The sequence below is a fragment of the Streptomyces sp. NPDC107550 genome (assembly GCF_055639095.1).
Genome location: NZ_JBVKBC010000006.1, coordinates 221,282 through 237,763, shown reverse-complemented (window position 1 = coordinate 237,763; position 16,482 = coordinate 221,282). Strand labels below are relative to the sequence as shown.

At 72.7% G+C, this 16,482-nt stretch carries 12 protein-coding genes; 8 read left to right on the top strand and 4 right to left on the bottom strand.

The window, feature by feature from the left end; all coding sequences use genetic code 11:
• The first annotated feature begins 196 nt into the window (after nt 1-196).
• The gene (locus ACZ7LY_RS11700) at nt 197-610 is read left to right on the top strand and encodes a DUF3040 domain-containing protein (RefSeq protein WP_471624353.1); all 414 of its coding nucleotides are present in this window, start codon (nt 197-199) and stop codon (nt 608-610) included.
• A 202-nt stretch (nt 611-812) separates the two neighbouring features.
• On the opposite strand, the gene ACZ7LY_RS11695 is transcribed toward ACZ7LY_RS11700, so the two are convergent.
• The 4 genes from ACZ7LY_RS11695 to ACZ7LY_RS11680 form a co-directional block, all read right to left on the bottom strand.
• On the bottom strand, nt 813-3,176 hold the full coding sequence (locus tag ACZ7LY_RS11695) for a transglutaminase TgpA family protein (protein WP_471624352.1): 2,364 nt from the start codon (nt 3,174-3,176) through the stop codon (nt 813-815).
• Complete coding sequence (locus tag ACZ7LY_RS11690; RefSeq protein ID WP_471624351.1) at nt 3,176-4,582, bottom strand: DUF58 domain-containing protein; 1,407 nt, start codon at nt 4,580-4,582, stop codon at nt 3,176-3,178. Before ACZ7LY_RS11690 ends, ACZ7LY_RS11695 begins: the two co-directional genes overlap by 1 nt.
• Nucleotides 4,582-5,628: an AAA family ATPase gene (locus tag ACZ7LY_RS11685; protein ID WP_471624350.1), complete on the bottom strand. Its 1,047-nt coding sequence runs from the start codon at nt 5,626-5,628 to the stop codon at nt 4,582-4,584. Before ACZ7LY_RS11685 ends, ACZ7LY_RS11690 begins: the two co-directional genes overlap by 1 nt.
• A gap of 221 nt (nt 5,629-5,849) precedes the next feature.
• A complete protein-coding gene (locus ACZ7LY_RS11680; RefSeq protein ID WP_471624349.1) occupies nt 5,850-6,422 on the bottom strand; it encodes a beta-class carbonic anhydrase in 573 nt (190 codons plus the stop codon).
• A 418-nt stretch (nt 6,423-6,840) separates the two neighbouring features.
• Between ACZ7LY_RS11680 and rsmH the strand changes: the two genes are divergently transcribed.
• The 7 genes from rsmH to murD all read left to right on the top strand — a co-directional run bounded on the left by rsmH (nt 6,841) and on the right by murD (nt 16,435).
• Nucleotides 6,841-7,797 (top strand): 16S rRNA (cytosine(1402)-N(4))-methyltransferase RsmH, encoded by a 957-nt coding sequence (gene rsmH / locus ACZ7LY_RS11675; protein WP_471624348.1) that lies wholly within the window; start codon nt 6,841-6,843, stop codon nt 7,795-7,797.
• 111 nt (nt 7,798-7,908) lie between these two features.
• Nucleotides 7,909-8,763: a cell division protein FtsL gene (ftsL, locus tag ACZ7LY_RS11670; protein ID WP_471624347.1), complete on the top strand. Its 855-nt coding sequence runs from the start codon at nt 7,909-7,911 to the stop codon at nt 8,761-8,763.
• Between the two features lie 4 nt (nt 8,764-8,767).
• A complete protein-coding gene (locus ACZ7LY_RS11665) occupies nt 8,768-10,732 on the top strand; it encodes a peptidoglycan D,D-transpeptidase FtsI family protein (protein WP_471624346.1) in 1,965 nt (654 codons plus the stop codon).
• 142 nt (nt 10,733-10,874) lie between these two features.
• A complete protein-coding gene (locus ACZ7LY_RS11660) occupies nt 10,875-12,530 on the top strand; it encodes a UDP-N-acetylmuramoyl-L-alanyl-D-glutamate--2,6-diaminopimelate ligase (RefSeq protein WP_471624345.1) in 1,656 nt (551 codons plus the stop codon).
• Between the two features lie 4 nt (nt 12,531-12,534).
• The gene (locus ACZ7LY_RS11655) at nt 12,535-13,941 is read left to right on the top strand and encodes a UDP-N-acetylmuramoyl-tripeptide--D-alanyl-D-alanine ligase (RefSeq protein WP_471624344.1); all 1,407 of its coding nucleotides are present in this window, start codon (nt 12,535-12,537) and stop codon (nt 13,939-13,941) included.
• Nucleotides 13,938-15,011, top strand: a complete 1,074-nt coding sequence (gene mraY, locus ACZ7LY_RS11650; RefSeq protein WP_428955229.1) for a phospho-N-acetylmuramoyl-pentapeptide-transferase — start codon at nt 13,938-13,940, stop codon at nt 15,009-15,011. Before ACZ7LY_RS11655 ends, mraY begins: the two co-directional genes overlap by 4 nt.
• Nucleotides 14,993-16,435, top strand: a complete 1,443-nt coding sequence (gene murD, locus ACZ7LY_RS11645; protein ID WP_471624343.1) for a UDP-N-acetylmuramoyl-L-alanine--D-glutamate ligase — start codon at nt 14,993-14,995, stop codon at nt 16,433-16,435. Before mraY ends, murD begins: the two co-directional genes overlap by 19 nt.
• Nucleotides 16,436-16,482: the final 47 nt, after the last annotated feature.

The window sequence follows — 16,482 nt, the reverse complement described above, 5'->3', positions numbered from 1 at the left end:
CCCGTATGATCGAAGGAGACCGTCCGGCATGACGGGTCGGCCGCTGGGGAATGACGCCTCCAGTGAGCCGGAGCGGCGTGACACGGTCCGGAATGGTGAAGTTGGCGTAGAGGGGCGGGTTTCACGGGGGCGATTCCCTGCCTATCCTGAAGGGGACCCCCGGTCGCCCCGGCGACTGCACGATGAGGAGGACTCCGTGCCGCTCTCGGAGCACGAGCAGCGCATGCTCGAGCAGATGGAGCGAGCGCTGTACGCCGAAGATCCCAAGTTCGCGACAGCGCTTGAGGGAAGCGGGCTGCGTACGTACACCCGGCGTCGGGTGTATCAGGCGGTCGCCGGCTTCCTGGTGGGTATCGCGCTCCTCATGGCAGGAATGGTCGCGCAGCAGATCTGGATCAGTGTGGTGGGGTTCCTCGTCATGCTGGGCTGTGCGGTGCTCGCGGTCACCGGTTGGCGCAAGGCGCCTAAACCGGGTGAGCAGCCGCAGGCGGGAGCCGTCGCGGGTGGCGGTCCGTCCGGGGCTCGGCGCCCAGCCAGATCGAAGCGGTCCGTCATGGATCGCATCGAGGAGCGGTGGCAGCGGCGGCGTGATGAGCAGGGTGGGCGTTGACGTACTGATGTACTGACGTTCGTCGTGAGTTTGGCATGAGGGTGATCGCTGGTGCGGTCACCCTTTTTGCGTAGCCCCTTGCCGGGGGTTTGTTGGGGTCTGGCCCGGGGTTTTTGGGCGCGGGCCTGTGGCCCGGGGTTTGTGGGCTCGGGCCCCTTGTAGGTGTCGTGCGCGGTTCCTCGCGCCCCTGGGGGGGCGGGGGTCAGGGGGTTGTGCGGCGGGGGCGGGGGAAGGGGGGCGTTCTTAGGGCTTGGGTCACTCGGATGGCTGAGCGGGGGGCGAGTGTCGCGCGTAGGCGCGTCGTGCGGCTGACGTGGGCGCGCAGTGCCGCCCGTACGAGCCGGACGTCCTCGCCGATGCCCGCCGAGGGCTGCGGACGCGGGGCGTAGAGCACCTGCTCCACCGCCCCCGCGACCCGGTGCGCCGCCGCCGAGGCCGCCGCGTCCAGCTCCCCGAGCCGCACGATCCGCGCCACCGCCTTGCGCGGGGTCAGCGACTCGTCCGGCGGGATGCCGAGGTCCCACGCCGTGTCCGTCATCTCGCGCCACACCGCCAGCGTCCGCGCGGTCACGTCGCCGTCCGTGCGGCCGGGCGCGCCCAGCCGGCGGGCCCGCGCCCTGATCCGCCACAGCATCGGCAGCATCGGCAGCAGAAGCAGCACCAGGACCGCCAGCGTCACCCCGACGACCGTGCCGAGCGGTGTGCCCTTGTCCGTGGGGCCGCCGACTACCGCCGCCGCGGAGTTGCCGCAACTGCCGTCCTTGCGCTCGGCCAGCGAGCAGCTCTGCGAGGTGGAAGGCTGGGCCGCCGACGGTTCGGCCGACGCCGACTCCGAGGGCGCCGCGGAGCTGGAGGAGGTCGCCGAGGGCGTCTCGTCCAGCGTGTAGTCAGGGACCGAACCCCGGTTCGGCGTCGGCTCGAACCGCGTCCAGCCGACCCCCTCGAAATACAGCTCCGGCCAGGCGTGCGCGTCCCGCAGCCCCACCGAGTAGCGGCCGTCGCCCGCGGGCGAGCCCGGCGTGAAACCGACCGCGACCCGCGCCGGTATGCCGAGCGTGCGGGCCATCGCCGCCATCGAGAAGGAGAAATGGACGCAGAAGCCCTCCTTCTGTTTCAGGAACCGCGCTATGGCCGACGAGCCGCTGCCCGCCTGCACCTGCGTGTTGTACGTGAAGCCGCCGTTCACCGCGAAGTAGTCCTGGAGCCTCACCGCGCGCTCGTAGTCGTTCGCCGCGCCCCGCGTCACGTGCCGGGCCGTCGCGGCGACCACGTCCGGCAGCGACGCCGGCACCTTCGTGAACTCGCGCCGCAGCTCCTGCGGGGGCGTGCCCGCGTTCGCCAACTGGTCCGGTGTCGGCTGCACGATCAGGCTCTTGACCGCGTACCGCTTGCCGCGCGTCGTCTGCCCGTGGTCGCCCACCAGCGTCCGCCCGACCTGCTCGAACCGCCAGCGGCCGCCGATGTCGACCTGCGTCGCCGGATAGGGCAGCGGCAGCCAGTCCTGCGCGTACCAGTCGGCCGCCGTGACCGTCGTACGGACCTCGGTCCTGCGCACGTCCGCCGCCAGCCCCGACGGGTCCGGCAGCTTGTCCGGCACATCCGTGATGCTGCGTACCGACGGCCGCCACGTCGTCCCGTCGAACTCGTCGAGCGACACTATTCGCATGTACATGTCGGAGTTCTGCTCGGTGCTCGTCGTGTACGACAACACCTCCCGGTCCTCCGGCTGGTTCAGGCTGTTCTGGAGCGAGACCAGCGGGTTGACCGCGGAGATCGTGCCCCCGCCGCCCCTCCCGTCCCCCACGCCCGTGCCCGAGCCGCCCAGCAGACCGCCGTCGAGCGCGGGCAGCGCCAGCGGCACGACCAGGGCGATGCCGAGCGCGACCGCGCCGATCCGCCGCCCGGTGCGCACGGGGGCGAGTGCCGTGCTCTCCCCGCCACGCCCGGGCACGCTCTCGGCGGACTGCCCCGTACCGCCGAAGACCCGGCCCCACTGCGAGAGCCGGTCGCGGCCCTCGGCCAGCAGCAACAGCAGATAGCCCGCCGCCGCCAGCAGGAACCACAGCCAGTCCGCGCTGCCCCGCGACAGCCCCGCCGCCACCGAGTACAGCGCGAGCAGCGGCAGCCCGGCCGGGGCGGCGCTGCGGAACGTCACCGCCAGCGCGTCCACCGCGAGGCCCACCGCCAGCGCGCCGCCCACCAGCATCAGCCGGATCCCGTCCGAGAGCGGCGCCGGGATCATGTACCGGGAGACGTCGTCGCCGCCGGCCGAGAGCAGCTCACCGAAGTGCCGGAACGCGTCGGGTCCCGGCAGCACCGCGCCGAGCGCCTGATCGTGCGCGAACACCAGCGTGAGCAGCAGCAGCGACACGACGGCCTGCGCCAGCACGGTCAGCGGACGCGCGAGCGGCACCCGCCGCGCCGCCGCGCCCACCGCCGCTTGGATCACCAGCAGGATCGCCGCCTGCACGATCCACGTCGACCGGTCCACCAGCGGCAACAGCGCGCACGTGGCCAAGAACGTGGCCAGCGTCGCGCAGATCGACAGGCGGGCTCCGCCGCTCATCACCGACCCCCCACCATGTCCGAAGGGGCGGCCGGGGCCGCGAGCCCCGAACGCTCCCGGTCCGCCTGCCGCCACAGCTCCACCAGCGGAGTACCCGGCGCCACCGCGAGCGCCGTCCAGCCCGCCTCCTGGAGCCGCCGCACGCTCCGCGCGCGGGCCGGCGAGGACTCCCCGCCCGGGCCCCGCGCCCAGGTCTCGCTGTCCAGCAGGAACGCGACGGCCACCCCGCTGCGCCGCCGCATCCGGGCGGCCACCGCGGCCTGTTCCTCGTCGAGGTCGCCGAAGAAGGCGACCAGCAGCCCCTCGTTCCCCCCGCGCATCACGTCGTACGCGCCCGACAGGGTGTGGCCGGCGGAGTGGTCGACGACCGCGAGGGTGTCCATCATCAGGCCCGCCGCGTCCGCCGACTCCTGGCCCACCCCCGCGAACCCGTCGCCGGACTCGCCCGGCACCGCGCTGCCCGTGTCCGTCAACAGGCGTACGGAGAAGCCTCGTTCGAGCAGATGCGTCAGGGCCGACGCGGTGCCCGAGACCGCCCACTCGAACGCCGAGTCGGGGCCGGCGCCCCGGTAGGCGGACCCGCGCGTGTCGAGCAGCACCGTGCAGCGGGCCCGCTGCGGCTGCTCCTCGCGGCGCACCATCAGCTCGCCGTAGCGGGCCGTCGAGCGCCAGTGGACGCGGCGCAGGTCGTCGCCGTAGCGGTACCCGCGCGGGATCACGTCGTCCTCGCCGGCCAGGGCCAGCGAGCGCTGCCGGCCGTCCCCGTACCCTTTGGCCTCGCCCGCGAGACGCACCGGGGGCAGCGCCTCCACGCGCGGGATCACCGTCAGCGTGTCGTACGTGGCGAAGGACCGGGTCAGCTCGCACATGCCGAACGGGTCGGACAGGCGCAGCTGGAGCGGGCCGAGCGGATAGCGGCCGCGCAGGTCGGAGCGGACGCGGTAGGACACCTCGCGCCGCCCGCCCGCCTCGACCCGGTCGAGGACGAAGCGGGGCCGGGGCCCGAGCACGTACGGCACGCGGTCCTGGAGCATGAGCAGGCCCGTCGGCAGCCGCGAGATGTTGTCCATCCGCAGATGCACCCGGGCCTCGGAGCCCGCCGGGACGCGCCCGGGGGAGAGACGGCGGCTGCCCGCGACCCGGTAGCGGGTGCGGTACAGGACACCCGCGCACACCAGCGGCAGCGCGGCGAGCAGCAGCCCGACACGCAGCAGGTCGGGCTGTCCGAGCACGTACGCGCAGACCGCCGCGGCGATCCCGGCCGCGAGGAACGAACGCCCGCGCGTGGTCAGCCCGGCCAGCGCCGTGCGCACACCGCCGCGCTCGCCCTCGCCGTCCGCGGCGTCGGCCGCGTCGCCGCTCCGCGCGGCGCCCGGCACCGCCGTGTGTCGCCCCCCGGCGGTCATCACATGCCCCGCGTGCCGGGCGGCTGCCGGCCGTACAGCGGCGCGGGCGCGCCGTCGAAGGGCCGGGGCTGCGCCGGGATGTCCGTGGCCGGGACCGGGGTGCGCTGGAGGATGTCGAGGACGACCTGCTCGGCGGTCCTGCGGTTCAACTGGGCCTGCGCGGTGGGCAGCAGACGGTGCGCCAGGACCGCCACGGCGAGCGCCTGCACGTCGTCGGGGAGGGCGTAGTCGCGGCCGCTGAGGGCCGCCGACGCCTTCGCGGCCCGCACCAGGTGCAGCGTCGCGCGCGGCGACGCGCCGAGTCTGAGTTCCGGGTGGGCGCGCGTGGCGGCGACCAGGTCCACCGCGTAGCGCCGTACGGCGTCGGCGACGTGCACGGTGCGCACCGCGTCGACCAGCTTGACGATGTCGTGCGCGTGGGCCACCGGCTGGAGGTCGTCGAGCGGGGAGATCCCGCCGTGCACGTCCAGCATCTGCAACTCGGCCTCGGGGCTCGGGTAGCCGATGGAGACCCGGGCCATGAAACGGTCGCGCTGCGCCTCGGGCAGCGGGTACGTGCCCTCCATCTCCACCGGGTTCTGCGTGGCCACCACCATGAACGGGCTCGGCAGCTCGTACGACTGCCCGTCGATGGTGACCTGGCGCTCCTCCATGGACTCCAGGAGGGCGGACTGGGTCTTCGGGGACGCGCGGTTGATCTCGTCGCCGATGACGATCTGCGCGAAGATCGCGCCGGGCTTGAACTCGAAGTCGCGGCGCTGCTGGTCCCATATGGACACGCCGGTGATGTCCGAGGGCAGCAGGTCGGGCGTGAACTGGATGCGTCGCACCGAGCAGTCGATGGAGCGCGCGAGCGCCTTGGCGAGCATCGTCTTGCCGACGCCCGGCACATCCTCGATGAGCAGGTGCCCCTCGGCCAGGAGCACCGTCAGCGAAAGCCGTACGACCTCCGGCTTGCCCTCGATCACAGCCTCCACCGACTCGCGCACACGCTCCGCGGTGGTGGTCAGATCAGTGAGGCTCGCTCGATCGTCATAGGTCGTCACCCGGCCCTCCTCGGCCCGTACTTTCCGGGCCGACGCTCTGCGATGCGGACCGGCCCACCCCGAAACACGGACACCGCGCACGAGGGGACGGGCCGCTCCTGCGAGGTGTCGCACCCGCATTCTTGTTGCCGTGACCGGTGCGTGTCACTCGCCTGTGGATAACTGGCCGCGATATGTCAGGTCTTACAACCTTTTGAGTGGACCGGCGGCCGAACGGGAACTCAGGCGGGAGTGATCTCCCGCAGCAATCCGGTCTTCACGTCGAACACAAATCCGCGCACGTCGTCGGCGTGGAGGAGGAACGGCGAGGTGCGGACCTTCTCGATCGACTGGCGCACATCCTGGTCCACGTCGCGGAAGCCCTCGACGGCCCAGTTCGGGCGCTGGCCGACCTCCATCTCCAGCTCGTGCCGGAACTCCTCGGTGAGCGATTCCAGACCGCAGTTCGTGTGGTGGATGAGGACCACGCTGCGGGTGCCGAGGGCGCGCTGGCTGATCGTGAGCGAGCGGATCACGTCGTCGGTCACCACGCCGCCCGCGTTGCGGATGGTGTGGCAGTCGCCGAGTTCGAGGCCGAGGGCCGCGTGCAGGTCGAGCCGGGCGTCCATGCAGGCGACGACCGCGACCTTCAGCACCGGCCGGGCGTCCATGCCGGGGTCGGTGAACGCGGCGGCGTACCGCTCGTTCGCGTCGACCAGGCGATCCGTGACGGTGGCGTCCGTGACGGCGGCGTGCGTGACGGTGGCGTCCGCGGTTATGGCGTCGTCGGACGGAAGGGATGCGGAAGTCGTCATACCTATGACGTTAGTGCGCGCGGGCGCCCGCGGCCCGCTGTGAGAGGGGACAAAGATCGCCGCCCCGCCTTGTTGTGAGCTGCCCCACAAGAGTGATGCGGACCTGGCCGGACGGGTGGATCCGGCGGGCGGCGCGCTTGTCCCGAACCCGTTCCGCGACGCGCAGGCCGGTTGATTGACCGGGGGGAGCGGTGGACTAAAGTGACGCCGAACCACCCCAATGACGAAGCAACACGGCGATCCCGGCACCCGCCGCCGGAACGCTCACCGCGTGCGCGGCGCGCACGTACGGCTCGGCCTCCTCCCGCTCCGGTCGGCCGGCGTCACTTCCCCGGCGCCGACGGACCACCCTCCCCTTCATGAGCGGGCGGGGACCCGGCGGTGCGTCGACGCCGCCCGCCGGACCTGAGAGGGCCTCTTGAGTCAGCGACACGTCCCGGTCATGCTCCAGCGCTGCTTGGACATGTTGGCTCCGGCGCTCGCGGAGCCGGGCGCGGTCGTCGTCGACTGCACGCTCGGCCTCGGCGGCCACAGCGAGGCGCTGCTCAGCACGTTCCCCTCGTGCCGCCTGGTCGCCCTCGACCGCGACAAGGAAGCGCTGCGGCTGTCCGGCGAGCGGCTCGCGCCCTTCGGCGAGCGCGCCACCCTCGTGCACGCCGTGTACGACGAACTGCCCGAGGTTCTGGACCGGTTGGGCATCCCGCGCGTGCAGGGCGTCCTGTTCGACCTCGGCGTCTCCTCCATGCAGCTCGACGAGGCCGACCGCGGCTTCGCGTACGCGCAGGACGCGCCGCTCGACATGCGCATGGACCAGAGCGCGGGCATGAGCGCCGCCGAGGTCCTCAACACGTACCCGCCGGGCGAACTGGTGCGCATCCTGCGCCAGTACGGCGAGGAGAAGCAGGCCAAGCGCATCGTCTCGGCGATCGTGCGCGAGCGCGAGAAGGAGCCGTTCAGCAACAGCGCCCGGCTCGTCGAACTGATCCGCGACGCGCTGCCGCAGGCCGCCAAGCGCACCGGCGGCAACCCGGCCAAGCGCACCTTCCAGGCCCTGCGCATCGAGGTCAACGGCGAACTGAGCGTCCTGGAGCGGGCGATCCCGGCGGCGGTGAAGGCCCTCGCGGTCGGCGGCCGGATCGCGGTCCTGTCGTACCACTCGCTGGAGGACCGGCTCGTCAAGCAGGTGTTCGCGGCCGGCGCCGCCACGACCGCGCCGCCCGGCCTGCCCGTCGTCCCCGAGCGCTATCAGCCGCGGCTCAAGCTGCTCACGCGCGGCGCGGAACTCCCCACGGAGGAAGAGGTCGCCGAGAACCGCCGCGCGGCCCCGGCACGGCTGCGGGGTGCGCAGCGCATCCGCGAGGACGTCGACGGATGAGGGCCCGGCGGATGCGGGTCCGGCCGATGCGGGTCCGGGGGACGGGCGTCCGGCGGACGGAGGTCCCACGGATGAGGGTCCAGTGATTCACGCGCGCGTGAAGGGGTGGTCATGAGCGCCACGAGTGACTCGAAAGGCTCCCGGAGCCCTCGCGGCGGCCGGAGCGCCGACCCGGCGCCGCCGGGCGCGACGTCCGGGCCGAGCGGCAAGCCGGGCCGCGGCGCGAAAGCCGGCCAGGGCGGCACGCCCGGCCGGAGCGCGCAGGCGGGGCGAACGGCGAAGCCCGGGCAGGGCGCCCAGGCGGGCCCCGGCGCCAAATCTCCCGCCGCCAAGGCGCCCGGCGCCAAAGCGGCCCCCCGCACCGGCGCCCCGCGCGGCGGCGGGCAGCGGCCGGGCCGGCTCGCGGGCCTGCTGCGCGGACCGGCCGCCCGGCTCGCCCGGCTCGTGCCGATGGGCCCCTCCGCCGGATCGACGCAGGCCGCCCGCACCCCGTTCGTGCTGCTGGTCGTGGTGCTGCTCGGCGGCGGACTCATCACGCTGCTGCTGCTGAACTCCTCGCTCAACGAAGGATCGTTCCAGCTCACGAAGCTCCGCAAGCAGACCACCGAGCTGACCGACGACGAGCAGGAACTCCAGCGCGACGTCGACGCCTACTCCGCCCCCGACGCCCTCCAGCGCCGCGCCCGCGACCTCGGCATGGTCCCCGGCGGCGTCCCCGCGTTCCTCCTGCCGAACGGCACCGTACGCGGCGTCCCCGGCCCCGCGACCCAGCTCGCCCCGCCGCCCGACCCCGCGCCCACCGCGACCGCCACCCCCTCCCCGAGCCCGAGCCCGAGCGACGAACCGAGCCGCAGCGCCGGCCCGGGCCCGAGCGGCGGCCCGAGCACCGGCGCGAGCGGGGAGCCGACGCCCTCCGGCACCCCGGCCACGCCCGCGACCCCCGCCCCCTCGACCTCCGGCAGGTGACGTGATGACCGACAGGGAGCCTCCACGCCGGCGCGTTCCCGGACCCGCGCGCCCCGCGCGGACCGGCCGGCCCGCGCCCCAGCGGCGCCCCGCGTCCGCCCCGCGCCCCGCCGCCCGGCGCCCCCGCCCGGGCCGCCCGAAGGGGTCGGCGCCGCTGCGCCTGGGCAGCCCGCGGCCCCGGCTGCGGATGGTGAGCCTCGGCCTCACCCTCGTCCTGCTCGTCTTCGTCGTACGCCTCTTCCAGGTGCAGGGCGTCGACGCGAGCGCGTACGCCGCCAAGGCCGAGCTGAACCGCTACGTCAGCCACACCATCGCCGCCGAGCGCGGGGACGTCACCGACCGCAGCGGTGTGGCGCTGGCGACGAGCGTGGACGCGTACGACATCACGGCCGACCCCACGATGTTCACCAAGAAGGCCACCAAGGTCGCCGACGCGCCCGAGCAGGCCGCCGCGCTGCTCTCGCCGATCATCGGGGTCGACGCGGACACGCTGGCCAAGAAGCTGCGGACGAAGGACACTCGGTACGTGCGGCTGGCCTCGCGCCAGACGCCGCAGGTGTGGAAGCAGATCAAGGACCTGCGCACCACCCTCAACGACAAGGCCAACGCGCAGGGCCGCACCGCGAGCGTGCTCTCCGGCGTGCTCGCCGACCCCAGCAGCAAGCGCGTGTACCCCAACAAGGACCTCGCCGCCGGGATACTGGGCTGGGTCAGCGCCGACGGCAAGGGCGGCGGCGGGGTCGAGCAGCAGTTCGACAAGGATCTGGCGGGCAAGAACGGCAAGATCCGCTACGCCCAGTCCGGCGGCCAGCAGGTGCCCACGGCAGGCACCACCGAGCAGCCCGCGGTGCCCGGCTCGCAGGTGGAGCTGACCATCGACCGGGACATCCAGTGGGCCGCCCAGCAGGCGATCACGGACCAGGTCAAGAAGTCGGGCGCCGACCGCGGTTACGTCGTCGTGCAGGACACCCGCACCGGCGAGGTCCTGGCCATGGCCAACGCGCCCGGCTTCGACCCCAACGACCTGGCGCACGCGAACCCGGCGGCCCTCGGGAACGCGGCGGTCCAGGACGCGTACGAGCCCGGCTCCACCGCCAAGGTCATGTCCATGGCCGCCGTGCTGGAGGAGAACGCGGCGACCCCGCGCACCCACGTCACCGTGCCCAACCGGCTGCACCGCGGCGACCGGCTCTTCCAGGACGACGTCGACCACCCGACCTGGCACCTCACGCTCAACGGCGTGCTCGCCAAGTCCAGCAACATCGGCACGATCCTCGCCACCGGACAGCTCGGCCCGACCCAGCCGAAGGCCAACCAGACGCTCTACTCCTACCTGCGCGAGTTCGGCATCGGCCGGCCCAGCGGGCTCGGCTTCCCCGGCGAGACGGACGGCATCCTGGCGCCGGCCGCCAAGTGGTCCACTTCGCAGCAGTACACGATCCCCTTCGGCCAGGGCTTCTCCATCAACGCCATGCAGGCCGCCTCCGTCTACCAGACCATCGCCAACGGAGGCGTACGGATCCAGCCAACGCTGGTCCGCGGCACCAAGGGCCCTGACGGCCGCTTCACCCCGGCGCCCAAGCCCAAGCAGACCCGGGTCGTCAGCGCCAAGACAGCCCGTACGGTCGCCCAGATGCTGGAGTCCGTGGTCGACGACGAGCAGGGCACCGGCACCAAGGCGCGCATCCCTGGCTACCGGGTCGCGGGCAAGACCGGTACGGCCAACCGAGTAGATCCGGCCACCGGCCGCTACAAGGGCTACACCTCGTCCTTCGCCGGGTTCGCGCCCGCCGACAAGCCCCGCGTCACGGTCTACTGCGCCATCCAGAACGCCACGAAGGGGAGCTACTTCGGCGGCCAGATCTGCGGCCCGATCTACAAGCAGGTCATGGAGTTCGCCCTGAAGACCCTTCAGGTGCCGCCCACCGGCGCCAAGTCCGCGCGGCTGCCCGTCACCTTCGAGCCGTGAAACCCACGCCCGCGAGCCGTGAGCCCGCGCGTGCGAGCCGTCCGCTCACGCGCGCGAGGGCGGACGGAAACGCCCCGCAGAGGCGCGCCGTGACGCGCCGTGTCCATGATCATCCCGACAGTGAAGACGCCCCGAGAAGCCCGTGACAACCATCACCCCCGAACCGGGGAACCGCCCCGCGCCACGCCCCTCGCTTCGCCCAGGGCGGGGTGCGCCCGGTACGCTCACCGCCGTGCCACACGCTGATCAGTCCCAAACCACCCAGAAGGGCGCACCCGTGACATATCCCGGGCCGCCGCGACCGGTCGAGGTCTCCGCCACACCCCTCGCGGAGCTGGCCGATCAGCTCGGTGTCCCCGCGCCGGCGCAGACCGTCGAGATCACCGGCATCACCCACGACTCCCGTGCGGTCCGCCCCGGCGACCTGTACGCGGCCCTGCCCGGAGCCCGCGCCCACGGCGCCGACTTCGCCGCGCAGGCCGCGTCCCTCGGGGCCGTCGCCGCGCTGACCGACCCGGCGGGCGCGGACCGCGTCGCCGACGCGGGCCTCGTGCCGCTCGTCGTGGAGAACCCGCGCGGGCGCATGGGCGAGCTGGCCGCCACCCTCTACGGCCGGCCCGGCGAGGACCTGCTCCAGATCGGCATCACCGGCACCTCGGGCAAGACCACCACCGCCTATCTCGTCGAGGGCGGCCTCAAGCAGGTCCGCTCCACCGGCCTCATCGGCACGGTCGAGATGCGCATCGGCGACGAGCGCATCAAGTCCGAGCGCACCACCCCCGAAGCCACCGACCTCCAGGCGCTGTTCGCCGTCATGCGCGAGCGCGGCGTCGAGGCCGTCGCCATGGAGGTCTCCAGCCACGCCCTCGTGCTCGGCCGGGTCGACGGCTGCGTCTTCGACGTCGCCGTCTTCAACAACCTCAGCCCGGAGCACATGGAGTTCCACCGGGACATGGAGGACTACTTCCAGGCGAAGGCGCAGTTGTTCACGCGGGCCCGCAGCAAGCAGGGCGTCGTGAACTACGACGACGAGTACGGCCGCCGGCTCATCCAGGAGTCCGAGGTCCCCGTCGTCACCTTCTCCGCCGAGGGCCACCCCGACGCCGACTGGCGCGCCGAGGACGTCGAAGTCGGGCCGCTCGGCTCGACGTTGACCGTCGTCGGGCCGAAGGGCGAGCGGATCTCCGCCCGCGCCCCGCTGCCCGGCCCGTTCAACGTGGCGAACACCCTCGCCGCCGTCGTCACCCTCGCCGTCGCCGGGATCGACCCGCAGACCGCCGCCGACGGCGTCGCCGCCGTGCCCGGCGTCCCCGGCCGCCTGGAGCGCGTCGACGCGGGCCAGAAGTACCTGGCCGTCGTCGACTACGCGCACAAGACCGACGCCGTCGAGTCGGTCCTCAAGGCGCTGCGCAAGGTCACCGAGAACAAGCTGCACATCGTGCTCGGCTGCGGCGGCGACCGGGACAAGACCAAGCGGATGCCGATGGGCGCCGCCGCCGCCCGGTTCGCCGACACCGCCATCCTCACCTCCGACAACCCCCGCTCCGAGGACCCCCTGGCGATCCTCGCCACGATGCTCGCGGGCGCGGCCGACGTGCCGGCGCACGAGCGCGGCGACGTCGCCGTCTTCGAGGACCGGGCCGCCGCCATCGCCGCCGCCGTCGCGCGCGCCGAACCCGGCGACACGGTGCTCGTCGCGGGCAAGGGCCACGAGCAGGGCCAGGACATCGCCGGGGTGGTGCGTCCCTTCGACGACCGCCAGGTGCTACGCGAAGCCATCGAGCAAACCCAGGGATGAAGTTGTGATCGCCCTCTCCCTCGCCGAGATCGCCTCAGTCGTCGGCGGGCAGACGTACGACATACCGGATCCGCAGGTCCAGGTCACAGGGCCGGTCGTCATCGACTCGCGCAAGGTCGAGGACGGCAGCCTGTTCGCCGCGTTCGCCGGCGAGCGCGCCGACGGCCACGACTACGCGGCCGACGTGATCGGCAAGGGTGCGGTGGCCGTCCTCGGCTCCCGCCCCGTCGGTGTGCCCGCCATCGTCGTCGACGACGTACAGGCCGCGCTCGGCGCGCTGGCCAGGCACGTCGTCGCCCGGCTCGGTGCCACGCTCGTCGCGCTGACCGGCTCGGCGGGCAAGACCAGCACCAAGGACCTCATCGCGCAGGTGCTGCGGCGCAAGGCCCCCACGGTCTTCACACCCGGCTCGTTCAACAACGAGATCGGCCTGCCGCTGACCGCGCTGTCCGCCGGCGACGAGACCCGCTTCCTCGTCCTGGAGATGGGCGCCCGCGGCATCGGCCACATCCGGTACCTGACCGGCCTGACCCCGCCCCGCGTCGGCGTCGTCCTCAACGTGGGCACCGCCCACATCGGCGAGTTCGGCGGCCGCGAGCAGATCGCACAAGCGAAGGGCGAACTCGTCGAGTCGCTGCCCGCCGACGGCACCGCGATCCTCAACGCCGACGACCCGCTCGTGCGCGCCATGTCCTCCCGTACGAAGGCGAAGGTGCTCCTCTTCGGAGAGGCCGCCGAAGCCGACGTACGCGCCGAGAATGTCCGGCTCACGCAGAACGGGCAGCCCGCGTTCGATCTCCACACACCCACCGGGTGCAGCGAGGTGACCTTGCGCCTGTACGGTGAGCACCACGTGTCGAACGCGCTCGCCGCCGCCGCCGTCGCCCATGACCTAGGCATGTCCGTGGAGGAGATCGCCCTCGCGCTCTCCGAGGCGGGCACCCTGTCCCGCTGGCGGATGGAGGTCACCGAGCGTCCGGACGGCGTCACGATCGTCAACGACGCCTACAACGCGAACCCCGAGTCCATGCGCGCGGCGCTGCGCGCGCTGGCGGCCATGGGCAAGGGGCGGCGGACGTGGGCGGTGCTCGGACAGATGGCCGAGCTGGGCGACGATTCGCTGGCCGAGCACGACGCGGTCGGACGGCTCGCCGTCCGGCTCAACGTCAGCAAGCTCGTGGCAGTCGGGGGCAGGGAAGCGTCCTGGTTGCAACTGGGCGCCTATAACGAGGGTTCGTGGGGTGAGGAGTCGGTGCACGTGTCCGACGCACAGGCGGCGATCGACCTGTTGCGCAGCGAGCTGCGCCCGGGTGACGTCGTGCTCGTGAAGGCATCCAGGTCGGTGGGCCTGGAGAGCGTGGCACAGGCGCTGCTCGACAGCGGCATCGACGCCGGGGCTGATGCCCGATGATGAAGCAGATCCTCTTCGCGGGTGTCATCGGTCTGTTCCTGACCCTGGTCGGGACGCCGCTGCTCATCAAGCTGCTCGCCCGCAAGGGATACGGGCAGTACATCCGTGACGACGGCCCGCGCGAGCACCACAGCAAGCGCGGTACGCCGACCATGGGCGGTATCGCCTTCATCCTGGCGACCCTCATCGCGTACTTCCTGAGCAAGCTGATCACCGGCGCCGCGCCGACCCTGTCGGGTCTGCTGGTGCTCGGCCTGATGGCGGGCATGGGCCTCGTCGGCTTCCTCGACGACTACATCAAGATCGTCAAGCGGCGCTCGCTCGGCCTGCGGGCCAAGGCGAAGATGGCCGGCCAGCTCATCGTCGGCATCGCCTTCGCCGTGCTGTCCCTCCAGTTCGCCGACGCGCGCGGCCAGACCCCGGCCTCCACCCGGCTCTCCTTCGTGGAGGACTTCGGCTGGACCATCGGCCCGGTGCTGTTCGTCGTCTGGGCGCTGTTCATGATCCTCGCCATGTCGAACGGCGTGAACCTCACCGACGGCCTCGACGGCCTCGCCACCGGCGCCTCCGTGATGGTCTTCGGCGCCTACACCTTCATCGGCGTCTGGCAGTTCCAGGAGTCCTGCGCCAACGCGCAGACCCTCACCAACCCGGCCGCCTGCTTCGAGGTCAGAGACCCACTCGATCTCGCCGTCGTCGCGTCGGCCCTGATGGGCGCCTGCTTCGGCTTCCTGTGGTGGAACACCTCGCCCGCCAAGATCTTCATGGGCGACACCGGCTCGCTGGCCCTCGGCGGCGCCCTCGCCGGCCTCGCCATCTGCTCGCGCACCGAACTGCTGCTCGCCCTGCTCGGCGGCCTGTTCGTCATGATCACGATGTCCGTGGTCATCCAGGTCGGCTCGTTCAAGATGACCGGCAAGCGCGTCTTCCGCATGGCACCGCTCCAGCACCACTTCGAACTCAAGGGGTGGTCCGAAGTCCTTGTCGTGGTCCGGTTCTGGATCATCCAGGGCATGTGCGTGATCGTCGGACTCGGCCTCTTCTACGCAGGATGGGCAGCCAAGAAGTGACCTCGCCGCAGGACAACTGGTCCGGCAGGAACATCACCGTCGCCGGCCTCGGCGTGAGCGGCGTCAGCGCCGCCCGCGCCCTGGCCGGCCTCGGCGCGTCCGTCACCGTCGTGGACGGCGGCGACAGCCCCGCGCACGAGGAGAAGGCGGCGCCCCTGCGGGCCGAGGGCATCGCCGTACGGCTCGGGGACTCCACGACGCTGCCCGAGGGCACCGACCTCGTCGTCACCTCGCCCGGCTGGAAGCCCACCTCGCCGCTGTTCGCCGAGGCGGCCGCCGCGGGCGTCGACGTCATCGGCGACGTCGAACTGGCCTGGCGGCTGCGCGGCCCCGGTGCCGCGCCCTGGCTGGCGATCACCGGCACCAACGGCAAGACCACGACGACCCAGATGCTCGCCTCCATCCTCCAGGCGGCGGGCCTGCGCACGGCGGCCGTCGGCAACATCGGCACCCCGATCGTCGACGTCGTCCTCCAGGGCGACGACGCGTACGACGTGTTCGCCGTCGAGCTGTCCTCGTACCAACTGCACTGGGCGCCCTCGCTGCGCGCCCACTCCGCGGCCGTCCTCAACCTCGCGCCCGACCACCTCGACTGGCACGGCTCCATGGAGGCGTACGCCGCCGACAAGGGCCGCGTCTACGAGGGCAACCAGGTCGCCTGCGTCTACAACGTCGCGGACAAGGCCACCGAGGACCTCGTGCGCGAGGCCGACGTCGAGGAGGGCTGCCGCGCCATCGGCTTCACCCTCGGCACCCCCGGCCCCTCCCAACTGGGCGTCGTCGAGGGCATCCTGGTCGACCGCGCCTTCGTCGAGAACCGCCAGAAGAACGCGCGGGAGCTGGCCGAGGTCGCGGACGTGCACCCGCCGGCCCCGCACAACATCGCCAACGCGCTCGCCGCCGCCGCCCTCGCCCGCGCCTTCGGCGTCGAGCCCAAGGCCGTACGCGACGGACTGCGCGCCTTCCGCCCGGACGCCCACCGCATCGCGCACGTCGCGGACGTCGCGGGCGTGGCGTACGTGGACGACTCCAAGGCCACCAACACCCACGCCGCGCAGGCGTCCCTGGCCGCCTACGAGCCCCTCGTGTGGATCGCCGGTGGGCTCGCCAAGGGCGCCACCTTCGACGAGCTGGTCAAGGGCGCCGCGGACCGGCTGCGCGGGGTCGTGCTCATCGGGCAGGACCGCGCCCTGATCCGCGAAGCCCTGGAGCGACACGCCCCGCAAGTCCCGGTGGTCGACCTCGACCGGACCGACACTGGGGCGATGTCGGCGGCGGTCCAGGAGGCGGCGCGGCTCGCCCGCCCGGGGGACACCGTGCTGATGGCCCCGGCCTGCGCGTCGATGGACATGTTCACCAACTACAACAAGCGTGGCGAGGCGTTCGCGGCAGCGGTCCGCGAACTCGGCGCCACGAGCGTCTGAGGGGACCCGCGCGGGTGTCCGGGGACGCCGGGCACCCTGGGAGGGGA